Annotated in this window: 16 protein-coding genes; 7 read left to right on the top strand and 9 right to left on the bottom strand. The window is 72.0% G+C overall.

Annotated elements, in window-relative coordinates; translation table 11 throughout:
• The first annotated feature begins 137 nt into the window (after positions 1-137).
• The 3 genes from galE (at position 138) to idi (ending at position 2,974) form a co-directional block, all read left to right on the top strand.
• Positions 138-1,106 (top strand): UDP-glucose 4-epimerase GalE, encoded by a 969-nt coding sequence (galE, locus tag ACZ66S_RS10455; protein WP_469901092.1) that lies wholly within the window; start codon positions 138-140, stop codon positions 1,104-1,106.
• Between the two features lie 151 nt (positions 1,107-1,257).
• Entirely contained in the window at positions 1,258-2,193 is a 936-nt protein-coding gene (locus ACZ66S_RS10450; RefSeq protein WP_469901091.1) for a cation diffusion facilitator family transporter, read from the top strand.
• 187 nt (positions 2,194-2,380) lie between these two features.
• Positions 2,381-2,974, top strand: coding sequence for an isopentenyl-diphosphate Delta-isomerase (gene idi, locus ACZ66S_RS10445; protein ID WP_053849008.1), 594 nt, complete (start codon positions 2,381-2,383; stop codon positions 2,972-2,974).
• A gap of 15 nt (positions 2,975-2,989) precedes the next feature.
• Here idi and ACZ66S_RS10440 read toward each other — a convergent pair whose 3' ends face one another.
• Together ACZ66S_RS10440 and ACZ66S_RS10435 are read right to left on the bottom strand one after the other, a co-directional pair.
• Positions 2,990-3,514, bottom strand: a complete 525-nt coding sequence (locus ACZ66S_RS10440) for an ATP-binding protein (RefSeq protein ID WP_469901716.1) — start codon at positions 3,512-3,514, stop codon at positions 2,990-2,992.
• A gap of 126 nt (positions 3,515-3,640) precedes the next feature.
• Complete coding sequence (locus ACZ66S_RS10435) at positions 3,641-4,246, bottom strand: HdeD family acid-resistance protein (protein WP_469901090.1); 606 nt, start codon at positions 4,244-4,246, stop codon at positions 3,641-3,643.
• Between the two features lie 69 nt (positions 4,247-4,315).
• Between ACZ66S_RS10435 and ACZ66S_RS10430 the strand changes: the two genes are divergently transcribed.
• Positions 4,316-5,074, top strand: coding sequence for an enoyl-CoA hydratase/isomerase family protein (locus ACZ66S_RS10430; RefSeq protein ID WP_469901089.1), 759 nt, complete (start codon positions 4,316-4,318; stop codon positions 5,072-5,074).
• Here ACZ66S_RS10430 and ACZ66S_RS10425 read toward each other — a convergent pair.
• Positions 5,061-5,696: a DJ-1/PfpI family protein gene (locus tag ACZ66S_RS10425; RefSeq protein WP_469901088.1), complete on the bottom strand. Its 636-nt coding sequence runs from the start codon at positions 5,694-5,696 to the stop codon at positions 5,061-5,063. The genes ACZ66S_RS10430 and ACZ66S_RS10425 overlap by 14 nt on opposite strands.
• A gap of 11 nt (positions 5,697-5,707) precedes the next feature.
• Complete coding sequence (locus ACZ66S_RS10420) at positions 5,708-6,667, bottom strand: GlxA family transcriptional regulator (protein WP_469901087.1); 960 nt, start codon at positions 6,665-6,667, stop codon at positions 5,708-5,710.
• Between the two features lie 113 nt (positions 6,668-6,780).
• On the opposite strand from ACZ66S_RS10420, the gene ACZ66S_RS10415 reads away from it, so the two are divergent.
• From ACZ66S_RS10415 to ACZ66S_RS10405, 3 genes are all read left to right on the top strand, one after another.
• Positions 6,781-7,650, top strand: coding sequence for an SCO6745 family protein (locus ACZ66S_RS10415; protein WP_469901086.1), 870 nt, complete (start codon positions 6,781-6,783; stop codon positions 7,648-7,650).
• Positions 7,651-7,736: 86 nt separating this feature from the next.
• Positions 7,737-7,868 (top strand): LPFR motif small protein, encoded by a 132-nt coding sequence (locus ACZ66S_RS10410; protein WP_272920826.1) that lies wholly within the window; start codon positions 7,737-7,739, stop codon positions 7,866-7,868.
• Positions 7,869-7,961: 93 nt separating this feature from the next.
• On the top strand, positions 7,962-10,337 hold the full coding sequence (locus tag ACZ66S_RS10405) for a Tex family protein (protein ID WP_469901085.1): 2,376 nt from the start codon (positions 7,962-7,964) through the stop codon (positions 10,335-10,337).
• Positions 10,338-10,392: 55 nt separating this feature from the next.
• On the opposite strand, the gene ACZ66S_RS10400 is transcribed toward ACZ66S_RS10405, so the two are convergent.
• The 5 genes from ACZ66S_RS10400 to ACZ66S_RS10380 all read right to left on the bottom strand — a co-directional run bounded on the left by ACZ66S_RS10400 (position 10,393) and on the right by ACZ66S_RS10380 (position 18,327).
• Positions 10,393-12,036 carry an ABC-F family ATP-binding cassette domain-containing protein gene (locus ACZ66S_RS10400; RefSeq protein WP_469901084.1) on the bottom strand — a complete coding sequence of 548 codons (1,644 nt, stop codon included), beginning with the start codon at positions 12,034-12,036 and terminating at the stop codon, positions 10,393-10,395.
• Positions 12,037-12,085: 49 nt separating this feature from the next.
• Positions 12,086-13,114 (bottom strand): oxidoreductase, encoded by a 1,029-nt coding sequence (locus ACZ66S_RS10395; protein ID WP_469901083.1) that lies wholly within the window; start codon positions 13,112-13,114, stop codon positions 12,086-12,088.
• Positions 13,115-13,326: 212 nt separating this feature from the next.
• The gene (locus tag ACZ66S_RS10390; RefSeq protein ID WP_469901082.1) at positions 13,327-15,027 is read right to left on the bottom strand and encodes a BCCT family transporter; all 1,701 of its coding nucleotides are present in this window, start codon (positions 15,025-15,027) and stop codon (positions 13,327-13,329) included.
• 88 nt (positions 15,028-15,115) lie between these two features.
• Positions 15,116-16,354, bottom strand: coding sequence for a M14 family metallopeptidase (locus tag ACZ66S_RS10385; protein WP_469901081.1), 1,239 nt, complete (start codon positions 16,352-16,354; stop codon positions 15,116-15,118).
• Positions 16,351-18,327, bottom strand: a complete 1,977-nt coding sequence (locus ACZ66S_RS10380) for a Xaa-Pro dipeptidyl-peptidase (RefSeq protein ID WP_469901080.1) — start codon at positions 18,325-18,327, stop codon at positions 16,351-16,353. Before ACZ66S_RS10380 ends, ACZ66S_RS10385 begins: the two co-directional genes overlap by 4 nt.
• Positions 18,328-18,411 lie beyond the last annotated feature (84 nt).

Genomic DNA, 18,411 nt, shown 5'->3' with positions numbered 1-18,411 from the left:
CCGATCGACAGTGCCTCCCCCGGCCTTTGCCGCGATCATCATCGGTGATCCGGGGCCCCGCCCACAAACCGCGCTCCGCAGAGCGGACATCCGGGACATCGTGAGGGTCGGGGGGCGTCGGCATAGGGTGGACGACCATGACGTGGCTGATCACCGGCGGTGCCGGGTACATAGGGGCGCATGTGGCGCGGGCCATGACGGGGGCCGGGGAACGGGTGCTCGTCCTGGACGACCTCTCGGCGGGGGTGCCCGCGCGGCTGCCCGCCGAGGTGCCGCTGGTCCGCGGCTCCTCGCTGGACGGCGGCCTGCTGAAGCGGGTGCTGGCCGAGCACGCGGTGACGGGTGTGGTGCATCTCGCGGCGCGCAAGCAGGTCGCCGAGTCGGTGGCCCGGCCGACCCGCTACTACCAGGAGAACGTCGGCGGTCTCGCGACCCTCCTGGAGGCGGTCGCGGAGGCCGGGGTCGAGCGCTTCCTCTTCTCCTCCTCGGCGGCCGTCTACGGCAACCCCGCTGTGGGACTCGTCACGGAGGAGACGCCGTGCGCTCCCGTGAACCCCTACGGCGAGACCAAGCTCGCCGGGGAGTGGCTGGTGCGGGCGGCCGGGCAGGCCCACGGGATCTCCACCGTCTGCCTGCGTTACTTCAACGTGGCCGGGGCGGCGGCGCCGGAGCTCGCGGACACCGGTGTCTTCAACATCGTGCCCATGGTCTTCGACCGCCTCACCCGCGACGAGGCCCCGCGGATCTTCGGCGACGACTACCCGACGCCGGACGGCACCTGCGTCCGGGACTACATCCATGTGTCCGATCTGGCCGAGGCGCACCTCGCGGCGGCCCGGTGGCTGTCCGAGGACGGACAGCGCGGCGACCTGACGGTCAACATCGGTCGCGGTGAGGGCGTCTCCGTGCGCGAGATGGTCACGGTGATCGGTGAGGTGACCGGAGACCGACGCCCCGCGATCGTGGAGCCCCGGCGCCCGGGCGACGCCCCGGTGTCGGTGGCCTCGGCAGCCCGGGCCGCCGAGACGCTCGGCTGGAACGCCCGGCTGGGCGTGCGCGAAATGATCGAGTCCGCCTGGCGCGGCTGGCTGCTGCACCACGGCTGAACCAGCCCGGCACCGCCCTGACCTGCGTTTCGTTTCCGCAGGTCAGGGCACATGACAACGGTGTTCACTGCCGCGTTGCCGGATACCCCCCACCCGTAGTTGACTGTGATCCCGGACGGGTGTTCCGGGTCAACGCTTGGAGGCGGCTTCCATGGGGGCAGGGCACGATCACGGGCACACGCACGCGCCGCCCGGCGGCACCGCGACCGCCGCGTACGTCGGCAGGCTGCGGGTGGCCCTGTCGATCACGCTCACCGTCATGGTGGTCGAGCTCGTCGGCGGGGTTGTCGCGGACTCCCTCGCCCTGGTCGCCGACGCGGCGCACATGGCGACGGACGCGCTGGGACTCGGCATGGCCCTCCTCGCCATCCACTTCGCCGGCCGCCCGGCCACCGGCAACCGCACCTTCGGGTACGCCCGCGCGGAGATCCTCGCCGCCCTCGCGAACTGTCTGCTGCTGCTCGGGGTCGGCGGCTACGTCCTGTACGAGGCGATCCAGCGGTTCGTCACGCCGGCTGCCACCGAGGGCGGGCTGACCATCGTGTTCGGTGCGATCGGTCTGGTGGCGAACATGATCTCGCTGACCCTGCTGATGCGCGGTCAGAAGGAGAGCCTGAACGTGCGCGGGGCCTTCCTGGAGGTCGCCGCGGACGCGCTGGGCTCGCTCGCGGTGCTGATCTCGGCGGTGGTGATCCTGACCACCGGCTGGCAGGCCGCCGACCCGATCGCCTCGCTCCTCATCGGCCTGATGATCGTGCCGCGCACCCTCAAGCTGCTGCGCGAGACCCTCGACGTCCTGCTGGAGGCGGCGCCCAAGGACGTCGACATGACGGAGGTGCGGACCCACATCCTGGCCCTGGACGGCGTGGAGGACGTCCACGACCTGCACGCCTGGACGATCACTTCGGGCATGCCGGTGCTCTCCGCGCACGTGGTGGTGCGCTCCGACGTGCTCAGCGCCATCGGCCACGAGAAGATGCTGCACGAGCTCCAGAACTGCCTCGGCGATCACTTCGACGTCGAGCACTGCACCTTCCAACTGGAGCCCGTCGGGCACGCGGAGCACGAGGCGCACCTGTGCCACTGACACACGTGTACGGTGCATGAGACGTGCGTTCTGACGGAATGCAGCGATCCGGCGCACCTTCGCGTCCTCCACCCCACAGCCCCGCCCGGAGCGGTTCCCCGCCCGCCGCGCCGGGCACGATCAACTGCCGGGAGTGCCGGATCCGTGCGGCACACTTGGGGCGCGAAGACCGATGTGAAGGATGGGTATGCCGACCACACCTGCCACCACGACGCACACTCCGTCGAACGGCGCCGCGAACGCGATCCTGCTGGAACTGGTCGACGAGCACGGTGTGACGATCGGCACCGCGGAGAAGCTCGCCGCCCACCAGCCGCCGGGACAGCTCCACCGCGCCTTCTCGGTGTTCCTCTTCGACGAGCGGGGCCGGCTGCTCCTCCAGCAGCGCGCGCTGGGCAAGTACCACTCCCCCGGCGTGTGGTCCAACACCTGCTGCGGCCACCCCTACCCGGGCGAGGCCCCCTTCGCGGCGGCGGCCCGGCGCACGTACGAGGAGCTGGGGGTCTCCCCGTCGCTGCTCGCCGAGGCGGGCACGGTCCGCTACAACCACCCGGACCCGGACTCCGGCCTGGTCGAGCAGGAGTACAACCACCTGTTCGTCGGCATGGTGCAGGCCCCGCTCGGACCGGACCCGGAGGAGGTCGCCACGACCGCCTTCGTGACCCCGGCCGAGCTGGCGGAGCGGCATGCGAAGGACCCGTTCTCGGCGTGGTTCATGACGGTGCTGGACGCGGCCCGTCCCGCGGTCAGGGAGCTGACAGGTCCGTCCGCCGGCTGGTGAGGGGCGCGCGGGCGCTCAGGACACGCGCACGGACGTGAGCGGCAGGGCGGCCCAGATCACCTTGCCGCCGCTGGAGGTGTGCTCGACGTCGCAGACGCCGCCCGCCTCCCGGGTGATCTCCCGCACCAGCAGCAGCCCCCGGCCGCCGGTCTCGCTGTGCGCGGCCTCCAGGGCGGTGGGCCGGTAGGGGTGGTTGTCCTCCACGGACACCCGCACCCACTCCGCGCCCACGGCCACCTCCACGGCGAGCATCGGCGAGAGCAGGGCGGCGTGCCGGACGGCGTTCGTGACGAGCTCGGACACGATCAGCAGGAGGCCCTGGACGAGGTCGTCCGAGACGGGCACGCCCTGGCGGTACAGCAGGTCCCGCACGGCGTGTCGGGCCTGCGGGACCGAGGCGTCGACGGCCGGGGCGGTGAACCGCCACACGCCCTCGTACGGCATCGGGTCCGGTGTGTCCGGGCCGAGGGGAGGCGGTCGGAGGGGGTCCTCCCCGCTGTCCGGCGGGCGAGGGTCCGACCCGCGCCCCTGGTCGTCCATTCCTCGGTCGCCACCCTTGCGCTCGATTGTCACCACAGGTCGAGTGTTGGCAGCGCCTCGCTCCCCGCCCGATGCCTGAACAGAAGTCAGCGCATATCGAATGCCCCTGACCGGATCCGCGCGGAACTATTCGGATGGTGTCGGCTTGGCGGCCGCTTCGTGCTGTTCGGTGACCATCCCGACGATCTTGCGTCCACCGAAGCCGGTGGCGACGAGCCCGAGCCCGTCGAAGAGCAGGCCGAGCGAGAAGAAGCAGCCGATCACGTACTTGCTGCTGCTCGGCCAGGACGCCAGCACCAGGATGCCCAGCAGCAGACCGAACGCTCCCTGCACGAGCGTCCAGCCGAACTGCGGCCCCCGCACCACCACGCTGCCGACCAGCCGGAACACCCCGCCGGTCAGGAAGAGCAGCGCGGCGAACATGGTCAGTGCCGCTGCCGCCGCCTCCGGTCGCACGATGACGACGACACCGGCCGCGATGTTCAGGGCGGCGACCACGACACCGAGCCAGAAGAAGTTGGAGTCCCGGGCCTGGACCGCGTGCAGCAGCCCGACCACACCGCCGATCAGCAGGAGCCAGCCGAACAGGATCATCGAGGTGAGCGTGGCCACCCCGGTGTAGACCAGCCCGACGAGTCCGGCGATCACCAGGACCACGCCGAGCGCCGCCAACCAGCCGAACCCGCGGCTCAGCCTGGCCGTCTCCGGGTTCTCCGCCCTGTTCACCGTCATGCGGGGCCTCCTCGCGCCGCGGACCCCTTCTTGATCGTACGGTCGAGGCGGGGGGCTAGCATCCGACGCATGGAGCCTCCGGAGCCGCAGCTACTGCACACCGTCACCGACTCGGTCGCTACCGTCGTAGTCCACCATCCGGCCAAGCGCAATGCCATGACGGCCGCGATGTGGCGGGAGTTGCCGCCGCTGCTGGAGACGCTGGCCGCCGATCCGGAGGTCCGGGCGCTGGTGCTGACCGGTGCGGGCGGCACGTTCTGCGCGGGCGCCGACATCTCCACGCTGCGCCGGTCGCCCGAGGAGGCGCAGGGGCTCGCCGTGCTGGCCGAGGAGGCCCTCGCCGCGTTCCCGAAGCCGACGCTGGCGGCGGTCCGGGGGCACTGCGTGGGCGGCGGGGCACAGCTCGCGGCGGCCTGCGACCTGCGGTTCGCCGAGGAGGGCGCGCTGTTCGGGGTGACACCGGCGAAGCTCGGGATCGTGTACCCGGCCTCCTCCACCCGGCGGTTGGTGGCGCTGGTCGGCCCCGCCACGGCCAAATACCTGTTGTTCTCGGGCGAGTTGATCGACGCGGAGCGGGCACTGCGCACCGGTCTGGTCGACGAGGTGCTGCCGGAGGGCGAACTCAGCAAGCGGGTCGGGGAGTTCACCCGGATCCTGGCGTCCCGTTCGCAGCTCACCCAGGCGGCGGCGAAGGAGTTCGCGGACGGCCGTACCGACCGGGACGCCCACTGGAGCGGGCAGGCGCGCGGCAGCGGCGACACCGCGGAGGGGGTCGCCGCCTTCCTGGAGCGCAGGTCACCGCGCTTCACCTGGACTACGTCAGGATGAAGCGGCTCTTGGAGCGGAACTCCTCGACGAGGTGCGCGGGCGCCTTCTGCGGCGAGCCGGCGTCGTAGGGCGGCTGCGGGTCGTACTCGGTCAGGAGCTGTACGGCCTGGGCGTGCTCGTCGCCCGCGATCCTGCCGAGGAGCGTGAGCCCCAGGTCGATGCCGGCGGAGACCCCGGCCCCGGTGACGTACTTGCCGTCGAACACGACCCGCTCGCCCGTCGGTTCGGCGCCGAACTCCTTCAGGAAGTCCAGCGCCAGCCAGTGCGAGGTCGCGCGGCGGCCCCGGAGCAGACCGGCGGCGGCCAGCAGCAGGGAGCCCGTGCACACGGACGTCGTCCAGGTGCTGGTGGCGTCGGCGGCGCGCAGCCAGTCGAGCAGCAGCGGGTTCTCCATCTGCGGGGTCTGCCCGGGGCCGCCCGGCACGATCACGATGTCGGGGCTCGGCACCTCGGCGAGCGTCCTGTCGGCGGTGAGGGCGAGGGTGCCGGTGTCGGTGCGCACGGGACCGGTCCGCTCGGCGACGAAGACGGTCTCCGCGTCGGGGAGGCGGCCGAGGGTCTCGTACGGTCCTACGGCGTCCAGGGCGGTGAAGCGGTCGTAGAGGACGACGGCGATCTGCACAGCGGGTCCTTTCAGTGGGCCGGGGTCGGGTGGAAGCGGCGGCGGTACTCGGAGGGCGCCGTGCCGAGGGCCTTGACGAAGGCGCGGCGCATGCCCTCGGGGGTGCCGTAGCCGCTGGCGCGGGAGATCTCCTCGATCCCGTCGCAGGTGTCCTCCAGGAGGCGGCGGGCGTGTTCGAGTCGGACCCGGTCGACATAGCGGCCCGGGGTCATGCCGGTCTCGGTCTGGAAGGCACGGGCGAAGTGGCGGGGCGAGAGGCGGGCGCGCGCGGCGAGGGTCTCGACGCTCAGGTCGTCGGCGGGGTGCTCGGTGATCCACTGCTGGACCTCGCGCAGCGGCTCGCGCCGGGCGGTCTGGGCGGCGAGCTGGGCGCTGAACTGGGCCTGGTTGCCGGGCCGGCGCAGGAAGACGACGAGATGGCGGGCGATGGCGAGGGCGGCGTCGCGGCCCAGGTCCTCCTCGACCAGGGCGAGCGCGAGGTCGATGCCCGAGGTGACGCCGGCGGACGTCGACACCTGTCCGTCGCGGACGTAGATCGGGTCGGGGTCCACCTCGACGGCCGGGTGGTCGCGGGCGAGCTTGTCGCAGTACGCCCAGTGCGTGGTGACCCGGCGGCCGTCCAGGAGTCCCGCCTCGGCGAGCCGGATGGCGCCGGTGCACACCGAGACCAGGCGTTCGGCCCGGGGCCCGTGCACGCGCAGCCAGTCGGTGAGGAGCGCGTCGGGGCGCCGGGTGCCCTGACCGCCGGGCACGAGGAGCGTGTGCGGGGCTTCGGTCCGCGCGAGGGCTTCGTCCGGTACGACGGTCAGGCCGCTGGAGGTGCGCACGGGAGCGCCGTCCAGCGAGGCGGTACGCAGGCGGTAGGTGCCCGGGACGATGTGCTCGGCGCCGTTGAAGACCTCCAGCGGGCCGGTGACGTCGAGGCTCTGGACGCCGTCGAAGAGGACGATGAGAACGGTTCGCTGGGCCATGTCCTCGATTCTTCGCCGGTGGCACGATGGCGGCAATGACGAGTTCCCCACCTTTCCTGCCATGCGCGGCCCACCCCACGACGGGATACCAAGCGGTCGGTAACCTGCTCGGCATGACTACTGCCGTCCTGGAACCGCGCGCCGGCCGCCGCTGTCACAACCCGCTCAACACGCTGCACTCCGCCCACTACTTCTCCCCCGAGCTGGGCAGGGAGCTGGCCGCGATCGGCGTCACGCACCCGCGGGCCGTCAACTTCGCGGTGCGGGCCGCCGCACTGGGTCCGGTCGGCCCGGGGGCCGTGACGGCCGCGTTCTACAACTACCGGTACGAGCTGGTGGCCGAGCACGTGCCGGCCGTGTGGCGGACCGCCGCGCCCGAGCAGGTCCTGGCGGCACGCGCGCGTGCCGTGGACGCGGCCCTGCGCCGCCTGCTCGGGGACGAGACCGTGGCGTCGGAGGAGATGGCCGAGGCCGCGCGGCTCGCGCTGCGGGCCGCGGAGGCCTGTTCGCGCGCCGCGCGCCCGCTGTACTCGGCCCACGCCGACCTGCCCGTTCCCGAGGAGCCGCATCTGGCGTTCTGGCACGCCGCGACGCTGCTGCGCGAGCACCGCGGCGACGGCCATCTCGCCGCCCTGGTCTCCGCCGAGCTGGACGGCCCCGAGGCGCTGGTGACGCACACCGCGACGGGCCGGGGCATGACGCCGTCCTGGGTGTTCACCACGCGCGGCTGGACCCGGGAGGACTGGGACGCGGCCCGCGGACGGCTCCGCGGGCGCGGACTGCTGGACGCCGACGGCGAACTGACCGAGCGGGGCGTCGCCCTGCGGGAGGAGATCGAGGCGGAGACGGACCGGCTGGACCGGGCACCGTACGAGCATCTCGGGGCCGAGGGCGTCGGGCGGCTGACGGAGCTCGCGGTGGGGTTCGCGCGGACCGCGGTGGCCGCGGGGGCGTATCCCGCGGACCTGATCGGCAAGGGCTGAGTTTCGGGCCCCGAAGATTGCCCGGCCGTCCCGGAGGTACCCGTTCTGTCCCGGTCGTCGTGGCCGGGAGAGGAAAGGGGATGCACATGTTCCGCGCGATCGCAGACGTCCTGCGCCAGATCGGTGGCGCCATCGCCACCGTGGTCACCCTGCCCTTCCGGGCAGTGGCCCGGCTCTTCGGCGGCGCGTCCGGCTCCACGCGCAGCCGCAGGGCCTGACGCCACGGCCCGATGACCGCGCCCTGATCCCCGACTGTCGGTGCCGCCTGCCACAATTGCCGCGCAACCTCAGTGAGAAGGCGGTACGGGATCGTGACGACACCCGGGTCCAGCGGGTCCAGCAGCGCAGGGTCGATCGAAGGCAGGATCGCCGAGGAACTCGGCGTACGGGAGCGGCAGGTCAAGGCTGCCGTGGAACTGCTCGACGGCGGTTCCACGGTTCCCTTCATCGCCCGCTACCGCAAGGAAGCGACCGAGATGCTCGACGACGCGCAGTTGCGCACGCTCGAGGAGCGGTTGCGGTACCTGCGGGAGCTGGAGGAGCGGCGCACCGCGATCCTCGACTCGGTGCGCGAGCAGGGCAAGCTCACCGAGGAGCTCCAGGCGCGGATCCTGGGCGCGGAGACCAAGGCGCGCCTCGAGGACATCTACCTGCCGTTCAAGCCGAAGCGCCGCACCAAGGCGCAGATCGCCCGCGAGGCCGGTCTTGAGCCGCTCGCCGAGGGCCTGCTCGGGGACCCGGGTGTCGCCCCGCTCGCCGCGGCCGCCGCGTTCGTGGACGCCGACAAGGGCGTGCCCGACGCGCAGGCCGCGCTGGACGGCGCCCGGGCCGTCCTGACCGAGCGCTTCGCGGAGGACGCCGACCTGATCGGCGAGCTCCGCGAGCGCATGTGGGTGCGTGGGCGGCTGGCCGCGAAGGTGCGGGAGGGCAAGGAGGAGGCGGGCGCCAAGTTCGCCGACTACTTCGACTTCTCCGAGCCCTTCACGGACCTGCCCTCGCACCGCGTGCTGGCGATGCTGCGCGGCGAGAAGGAGGAGGTCCTCGACCTCGTCCTGGAGCCGGAGGAGCCCTCCGAGCAGCCCGGTCCGTCCTCGTACGAGGCAGTCGTGGCCTCCCGGTTCGGGATCGCCGACCGCGGCCGCCCCGGCGACAAGTGGCTGACGGACACCGTCCGCTGGGCGTGGCGGACCCGCATCCTCGTGCACCTCGGCATCGACCTCAGGCTGCGGCTGCGGACGGCCGCCGAGGACGAGGCGGTCAACGTGTTCGCGGCCAACCTCCGCGACCTGCTCCTCGCCGCCCCCGCGGGCACGCGCGCGACGCTCGGCCTGGACCCCGGCTTCCGTACCGGAGTGAAGGTCGCCGTGGTCGACGCGACCGGCAAGGTCGTCGCCACCGACGTCATCCACCCCCACGTCCCGGCCAACAAGTGGGACCAGGCGATCGCCAAGCTGGCCGGGCTCGCCAAGCAGCACGCGGTCGAGCTGATCGCGATCGGCAACGGCACGGCGTCCCGCGAGACCGACAAGCTCGCCGGTGAACTGATCACCAAGCACCCGGAGTTGAAGCTCACCAAGGTGATGGTCTCCGAGGCCGGCGCGTCGGTGTACTCGGCGTCCGCGTTCGCCTCGCAGGAGCTGCCCGACATGGACGTGTCGCTGCGCGGCGCGGTCTCCATCGCGCGCCGGCTCCAGGACCCGCTGGCCGAGCTGGTGAAGATCGACCCGAAGTCGATCGGCGTCGGCCAGTACCAGCACGACCTGTCCGAGGTGAAGCTGTCGCGCTCACTGGACGCGGTGGTCGAGGACTGTGTGAACGGCGTGGGGGTCGACGTCAACACCGCGTCCGCTCCCCTGCTCGCCCGGGTCTCCGGGATCACGTCCGGGCTCGCCGAGAACATCGTGTCGCACCGCGACGCGAACGGCCCGTTCACGTCCCGCACCGCGCTGAAGAAGGTGGCGCGGCTGGGCCCCAAGGCGTACGAGCAGTGCGCGGGCTTCCTGCGGATCCGGGGCGGCGACGACCCGCTGGACTCCTCCAGCGTGCACCCCGAGGCCTATCCGGTGGTGCGGCGGATGGTGAAGACCGCGGGGCAGGAGGTCGCCTCCCTGATCGGCAACACCGGCGTGCTGCGGTCGCTGCGGCCGCAGGACTTCGTCGACGAGACCTTCGGACTGCCGACCGTGACCGACATCCTCAAGGAGCTGGAGAAGCCGGGGCGCGACCCGCGGCCCGCCTTCAAGACGGCCACCTTCAAGGAGGGCGTCGAGAAGATCTCCGACCTGGTCGCGGGGATGGTGCTGGAGGGGGTCGTGACCAACGTGGCGGCCTTCGGGGCGTTCATCGACGTCGGCGTCCACCAGGACGGGCTGGCGCATGTCTCCGCGCTGTCGAAGACCTTCGTCAAGGACCCGCGGGACGTCGTGAAACCCGGGGACATCGTCAAGGTGAAGGTGCTGGAGGTCGACATCCCGCGCAAGCGGATCTCGTTGACGCTGCGGCTGGACGACGAGGCACAGGCCAAGTCCTCCGGTGGGGAACGGCGTCAGCCTCAGCGGGGTGGGCGGCCGCCTCAGCAGCGGCAGCGGCAGCAACCTCGTCAGCAGGCGCCTGCTCCGGGCAACAGTGCGATGGCTGATGCTCTGCGCAAGGCCGGGCTGCTGGATTCCAAGAAAAAGGGGCGGTAGCGGTGGTGGGGAACTGCGGGCCGGTTGTGGCCGGTCGCGCAGTTCCCCGCGCCCCTTACGGAGTCTCCGTCACCTTGCCCGCAGAGACCTCCAGGCGGCGGTTCACCCGTACCGCGTCCAGCATCCTGCGGTCGTGGGTGACCAGGAGCAGAGTGCCCTCGTAGGCGTCGAGTGCTGATTCCAACTGCTCGATGGCCGGCAGGTCGAGGTGGTTGGTCGGCTCGTCCAGGACCAGGAGGTTGACGCCCCTGCCCTGGAGCAGCGCCAGGGCCGCCCGTGTCCGCTCGCCCGGGGACAGGGTCGCCGCCGAGCGCATGACGTGGTCCGACTTCAGGCCGAACTTGGCCAGCAGGGTGCGGACCTCCACCGGCTCGGTGTCGGGGACCGCCGCGCAGAAGGCGTCCAGCAGGGCCTCCTCGCCGTGGAACAGCTCGCGGGCCTGGTCGACCTCGCCGATCAGGACACCGGAACCCAGGGAGGACCGGCCGGAGGTCAGCGGCACCCGGCCCAGCAGGGCACCGAGCAGGGTGGACTTGCCGGCGCCGTTCGCGCCGGTGACCGCCACCCGGTCCGCCCAGTCGATCTGGAGGGACACCGGGCCGAGCACGAAGTCGCCGTGGCGTACCTCGGCGTCCAGCAGTGTCGCGACGACCGCGCCCGAGCGGGGGGCCGAGGCGATCTCCATGCGCAGTTCCCACTCCTTGCGCGGCTCCTCGACGACGTCGAGGCGCTCGATCATGCGCTGGGTCTGGCGGGCCTTCGCGGCCTGCTTCTCGCTGGCCTCGCTGCGGAACTTGCGGCCGATCTTGTCGTTGTCGTTGCTAGCCTTGCGGCGCGCGTTCTTCACGCCCTTGTCCATCCAGGAGCGCTGCATCTGCGCCCGGTCCTGGAGGGCGGAGCGCTTGTCGGCGTACTCCTCGTAGTCGTCCCTGGCGTGCCGGCGGGCGACCTCGCGCTCCTCCAGGTAGGCCTCGTAGCCGCCGCCGTAGAGGGTGATCCGCTGCTGGGCCAGGTCGAGTTCGAGGACCTTGGTGACCGTGCGGGTGAGGAACTCGCGGTCGTGGCTGACCACCACCGTGCCGGCACGCAGGCCCTTCACGAACCGCTCCAGGCGCTCCAGGCCGTCCAGGTCGAGGTCGTTGGTGGGCTCGTCGAGGAGGAAGACGTCATAGCGGGAGAGCAGCAGGGAGGCGAGGCCGGCCCGGGCCGCCTGGCCGCCCGACAGGGAGGTCATCGGCAGGTCCAGGTCGACGGCGAGGCCCAGGGAGTCGGCGACCTCCTCGGCCCGTTCGTCGAGGTCCGCGCCGCCGAGGTCCAGCCAGCGCTCCAGGCTGGTGGCGTACGCGTCGTCGGCGCCGGGGGCCCCGTCGACCAGGGCCTGGGTCGCCTCGTCCATCACCCGCTGGGCCTCGGCCACGCCGGTGCGGCGGGCGAGGAACGCGCGCACGGTCTCCCCCGGGCGGCGCTCCGGCTCCTGGGGCAGGTGGCCGACGGTGGCGGTCGGCGGGGAGAGCCGCAGCTCCCCCTCTTCCGGTGCGAGCAGGCCCGCGAGCATCCTGAGCAGCGTGGACTTGCCCGCGCCGTTGGCGCCGACCAGGCCGATCACATCTCCGGGCGCGACCACGAGATCGAGCCCGCTGAACAGGGAACGGTCGCCGTGGCCGGCGGCGAGGTTCTTGGCGACGAGGGTGGCAGTCATCAGACCGTCGATCCTAATGGCCGCCCGCGACCGCACGCTCCCCGGTTCCTCACCGGGCCATCGCCTCCACCAGCACACTTCCCGAGGTCCGCGCCACCACGTACGACTCCCCCCTGACGGCCTTGGCGTCCAGGGCGATCCGGTGCCGGCCCGTCTCCAGGACGCCGTCGAAGACCTCCTGGGCGTGGGTGCGGTACAGCCGGTCGAGCCGGTACGCCGTCAGCCGGACCCGGCAGGGCGAGGTGACCTCGACACCCGCCTCGCCGTCGGCGGCCACCAGCCGGGTCAGCCGGCGCTGCTCGACGGGGCGGCGGTCCAGGGCGTGTTCTATCTGGGCCACGAGCAGCGGGACGATCGGGGCGAGACCGTCGACATAGGCCACCTCGACGCCGGCGCGGGAGAAGGAGCGGCGTACGGCGGCCCGTTCGTCCTCGGTGACCGCGCGGCCGAAGGCGACGGCGCCGTAGCCGCGCAGTTCGTCGGCGGGGACGTCGCCCACCTCGCGGGTGATGTCGGCGCCGATGCCGATGGTGCGCAGGGCGGCGGCGAGCTTGGCGAGGACGGCGACCCGGGCGCCGATGAGCAGGACCCGGCGGCGGGCGTTCTCGGCCTCGCCGCCGTCCGTGAGCAGCGAGGCGAGCGCCGCCCGGTACCCGGCGCCCTCGAAGCGGAACGGACCGATGCCGTGGTAGCCGTTGAGCTGGAGGTCCACGGCCTCGGCGGTCTGCCAGGCGAAGTCCCGCCAGATGAAGTCGTCGCCGTCCCGCTCGATGACGGCGGTGACGGCACCGCAGGCGAGGTCCGCGCACTCGGGGCAGCCGTAGATGACATGGCGACCGCTCGGAAGCGGGGCGTCCGTCTCGCCCAGGAGGCTGCGGACCTGGGCGGTGAAGATCGCGGGCGGGACGTCCGAGGCGAGCGGGGAGACGGCGTCGAGGTCGGAGAGCTGGAAGAGGAGCGGACGGCCGTCCACGATGAAGTCCACGAAGTCGCGGTGGACCTGGAAGTCACCGTTGGCGAGAACTCCACCGGCACGCATCGCCGGTGCCAGGCCGAAGGTCGCGTATGCGGCAGACATGGTGTGAGTATTCCCGGCTTTGGGCCGGTCTGAGCACGACATGCGGCATTCCGCCGCGGCGGGGCCGCGCAATCGCCGGACGGGCGGGAGGAGTTGGTGGCGGGGCCCGGCGCCGCGGCGTACGCGTGGTCGAAGGGGGACCGGTCGGAGCGGGTGTGACCGGGCGCGCGGAGGAGGCGGACCCGCTCGCCTCCTCCCGCCGCGCGTCGACGTCAGCCGTGGTCGTGGCCCAGCGGGTCACCCTCCGTCTCGGTCCCGGGGCCCGGCCCGATCTGGATGCCGAAGTCGCCGTCGTACTTGCGGTGACCCTCGATCACGGCGAGCTCGACGGCCTCGGAGCCCATCTCGCCGCGCACGATGACGGGGTCCCGGCGCAGGTCGCGCATGAGGGCGACGCACATGCCGATCATCACGAGGACGAAGGGCGCGGCGGCCAGGATCGTGAGGTTCTGCAGACCGGTGAGGGCGTCGCCCTGGCCGCTGCCGACGAGCAGCATGATCGCGGCGACCGCGCCGGTGACCACGCCCCAGAACACGACGACGAAACGGCCCGGTTCGAGGGCGCCCCTCTGGGAGAGCGTGCCCATCACGATGGACGCGGCGTCCGCGCCGGAGACGAAGAAGATGCCGACCAGGATCATCACGAGCAGGCTGGTCACGGTGGCGATGGGGAACTCCTGGAGCACACCGAAGAGTTGGCCCTCGGGGGTGTCCTCGCCGCCGAGCGCGCCGCCCTCCTTCAGCTTCATGGCCGTACCGCCGAAGATCGCGAACCAGACGAGGCTGACCGTGCTGGGCACGAGGATGACACCGCCGACGAACTGGCGGATGGTGCGGCCGCGGCTGATGCGGGCGATGAACATGCCGACGAAGGGCGTCCAGGAGATCCACCAGGCCCAGTAGAAGACGGTCCAGCTCCCCAGCCAGTCGGCGACGCCCTTGCCGCCGCTGGCCTCGGTGCGGCCGGCGAGCTGGGGCAGGTCGCCGAGGTAGGAGAAGACCGAGGTGGGCAGCAGGTCGAGGACGATGATCGTGGGGCCCGCGACGAAGACGAACACGGCGAGGATCAGGGCCAGCACCATGTTGGTGTTGGACAGCCACTGGATGCCCCGCTCGATTCCGGAGACCGCCGAGAGCACGAAGGCCAGGGTCAGCACGGCGATGATCGTGACGAGCAGACCGGTGCTGACGTCGTCCATCCAGTCCAGTTCCTGGAAGCCGGAGCCGATCTGGAGGGCGCCGAGGCCGAGGGAGGCGGCGGAACCGAAGACGGTGGCGATGATCGCGAGGATGTCGATCACCCGGCCGGCGGCGCCGTTGGCGTGCTTCTCCCCGATCAGCGGGGTGAACACGGCGCTGATGGTCTGGCGCCGGCGCTTGCGGAAGGTGCTGTAGGCGATGCCGAGCCCGACCACCGCGTAGATCGCCCAGGGGTGCAGCGTCCAGTGGAAGAGGGTGGTGGCCATCGCCGTCTCCATGCGCTCGCCGGAGTTGGCGGGGTCCGTGCCCGGGGGCGGGGTCGTGTAGTGCGAGAGGGGCTCGCTGACGCCGTAGAACATCAGGCCGATGCCCATGCCGGCGCTGAACATCATCGCGACCCAGGACACCGTCCTGAACTCGGGCTCCTCGCCCTCGGAGCCGAGGTGGATGCGGCCGTAGCGGCTCATCGCGAGCCACAGGGCGAACACCACGAAACACGAGGCGGCCAGCATGAAGGCCCAGCCGCCGTTGTGGATCAGCCCGTTGAGCATGGTGGTGGAGACGTCCTCCAGGGAGTCCGTCGCCGTCCAGCCCCAGATCACGAAGGCCAGGGTGATGACGGCGGTGACGCCGAACACCACCCGGTCGGTCTCGTGGCCGAGGATGCCCAAGGGACCTTCCCGGCCGCCTCTCTTCTTCAGGTCTTCAGTCATCTGCGGCACCTTCCCCTGGAGCGGTGGATACGCCGGTTTTCACACAGTTCCCCAGGACCTACCACAGGTACCGCAGATCTCGACCGATTCAGCAGCCGGTGTCGGGTTCCCCGGCCGTCAGGTGGTACGGAGCGCGGGCGTCGAGGAGCAGCGGGACGAGGGCGCGCAGGGGCTGCCGCAAGGGGACGTAGGTGCCCTTCGTCCGCACCCCGTGCAGGGCGAGTTCGTCCTTCACCTCCGTGTACTGGGCGTCGGTGAGCCGGTAGCCGCAGGGCGGGTTTTGGATCACCTCGGCCGGTTCGGGCGGGTCGTTGTCGGCGCCGCCGAGGAGGACGGGGCCCGTCGAGGGCCGGTGGCGGGCCTCGCCGGTGGCCTTCTCGATCTGGCCGCGGCGCTCCTCTGTGAAAGCGAACAGGCCTTTGAGCGCGGCTCGTTGGGAGTGCACGCGGCGCCGGTTGTTGCCCGCCTCGTCGGTGCCGGCGAGCGGCTCGACCCGGGACTCGATCAGCAGGCCGACCGCGTGCTTGATCCCGGACATGTTGCGCAGGATGCGTTCCTGGCCGTCACCGGCGACCTGCCGGACGGGGTCGCCGGTGACCGGGTCGGTCCAGATGCCGTACGTGCCGGTGGTGTACCCGGCGTTCTCAGCCGCCGGTCGTACGTACGCCCGGGACAGGGTCTCGGCCTCGTCGTGGACGGCCTCGTCGGTGTTGAGGTTGCGGGGCCAGAGGTCGAAGAGGTCCTTGTCGTAGTACCGGGGTGTGGCGGAGTACTCGTGCAGGTCGTAGATCACGTCCGGCTGCCGGTCCCGTACGACCCTCGCCATGGCGCGTGCCTCGGCGGTGGCCAGGGCGAGGTGGTCGCGGTTGATGTCGACGCCGTCGCCGTTGCCGCGGGTGTCGGCGACCCGGCCGTCCGGGTTGGCGGTGGGCACGACCAGCACGGTGGTGCGGTCGAGGAAGCGCCGGGTGCGGGAGTCCCTCGCGTACGCCAGGTCGCGGACCGTGCCGAGACAGGCCTCGCGGCCGGCGGGTTCGTCGCCGTGCTGGCTGCACACGAGGAGGACCTTGTTCGCGGCGTGCCGGGCGCCGATCCGGACGAGCTGGAGCGGGCGGCCCTGTTTCGTCGTGCCGATGCGGTCGAGGGAGACCCGGCCGCTCGCCCGGTCGACCTCGGCTAGGAAGTCCTGCTCCTCGGCCTCGCTCGTCCAGCGGGCGCCCGCCGACTGCTCGAAGCCGGTGCGGGGCGGGGCCTCGGCGGCTTCGGCCGGGGCCGCGACCAGGGACGCGGCGAGCGCCGCCACGCTCGCGGTGACCGCGCGGATCATCGTCCTGCCTCCGGGACGCGGTGGGCGGTGCGCGGCGCCCGGACCCCGTCGAGGGCTCCTGCCTCCCGCGGTACGGCCGTCTCGGCGCCCTTCGTCGCGTGCGCGAAGGCGGAGGCGCCGCCGACCAGCGGGACGCGGGCCGAGGTGCGGGACAGATCGATCGTGAGGGTGGGCCGGGTGGACGGCGGGTCGATGAGGTCCTTGTCGGTGCCCGCGACGATCAGGGCGAGGCGGTGGCCCGCCGGGACCACGTGGTCCGTGGCGCCCAGGTCCAGGGTGATGGTGTAGGCCCTGCCCGGGGTGAGCGGGACGCCCTTCCCGGCGTCGGCGTAGGTGCCGAGGTCGGCCCAGCCGCGGCTGACCACGGTGTGGTCGACGGCGGCCGTCCTGGCCCGCGTCTCCTTGAAGCAGGCGCTGTCACCGGTGGTGCTCAGGCCCCAGCAGGTGCGGTCGGTGAGGGTGGTGATGCCTTCGCCGGAGGCCGCGTAGTCGCGGATGGTGTCGGGGCCGAGGTCCACGAGGACGGCGGAGAGATGGGCGGTCGACGTGGTCGGCGTCGCGGTGACGGTCACCTTCGAGGCGCCGGACAGACGCAGGTCCCGGGTGAGGGTGCCGGTGGTGAAGCCCGCCTTGCCGGGCGTCGAGGTGTCGATCCGCGCGGCCCAGTCGGTCTCGCTGAGGGCCGGGTCGTCGGTGAAGGTCTCGGTGCCCTTGGCCCTGGCGAGGCCGAGGGTGCCGACGCCCGGCTGCGTGCCCTTCGCGGGACGCAACGTGGCGGCCGAAGTGCCGCGCGGCGGCCAGGACTTCGAGGTGACCCACTGGTCGGGCCGGCGCTCGATGTCGGCCATGGGCTCGCGGTCGATGCCGTTGTCGTAGCCGAGGAGTTCGTGGTCGAACCAGCGGTGCAGGGTGTCGACCCATTCCGCGCGCCGGAAGTCGAAGGGGTCGACGTGGCCGGTCTGGGAGAGCCAGATCTTGCGCTCGACGCCGTTCTTCGCGAGGGCGTCCCACCACGGGCCGACGTGCTGGAGGCGGACGTTGAGGTCCTGCATGCCGTGCACGAGGAAGACGCTGGCCTTGACCTTGCGGGCGTCCTTCACGTAGTCGCGCTCGGTCCACAGCGGGGTCCGGTCGCCGGTGCGGGGCGCCTGGTCGACCAGCTTCTGCTGGACGGCGGCGCACCTGGCGCGGGCGTCGGGGCTGTCGACGTAGTCGGAGAGCCAGTCGGGGCCGGAGTCGTAGAGCGGGGCGCCCTGGGAGAAGTAGTAGTCGTACCAGGTGGAGATGGCGCTGATCGGGACGATGGTCCGCAGACCCTCGACGCCGGTGGCGGCGACGCCGTTGGCGATGGTGCCGTCCCAGCTCTTGCCGATCATGCCGGTTCTGCCGTTGGTCCAGCCGGCCTTGGCCTTCGCGGTGCCCGTGCGGCTCGTGTAGGCGGTGCCCCGGCCGTTCAGCCAGTCGACGACGGCCTTGGCGGACTGGATGTCGGAGCGGCCGCCGACGTCCACGCAGCCGTCGGAGCGGTTGGTCCCGGCGAGGTCGACGCCGACGAAGGCGTAGCCGCGGGGCACGAAGTAGTTGTCGTAGAACAGCGGCATCTGGACGACGTCGCCCTGGGCGTCGTACGTCTTCAACTGGCTCTCGTTGCCGCGCCCGCAGCAGGAGTAGTACGGGCTGGCGTCCATGATGACCGGGACCTTGCGGCCCTTCTGGGCGGCTTCGCGGGGCCGGACGATGTCGACGGCGACGCGGTCGGTCCTTCCGTCACCGTCGCCGTCGAGCCGGGTGTCCACCCAGACGGCCTCGCGGACGGCGTTGTCGTACGAGTAGATCGGCCGGCTCTCCCGCGGGCCCGTCCCGTCCAGGGCCTGCGCGGTCGCGGGGGCGAGGAAGGTCGCCAGCAGGGCGGCGGTGGCCGCGGCGGCGGTCGCGAGCGGTCTCCAGGTCGTGAAGCGCGTGCGTATCGACATGCGCGGACGGTACTGCGGTCAACTCCCGCACAAAAGAGGGCCCCTTGCGTCCGTGACGGCCGAATGGCGATCGTGTGACAGGGG

The organism is Streptomyces sp. NPDC107471 (assembly GCF_055582845.1).
This window is presented reverse-complemented; position numbering and strand designations above follow the sequence as displayed.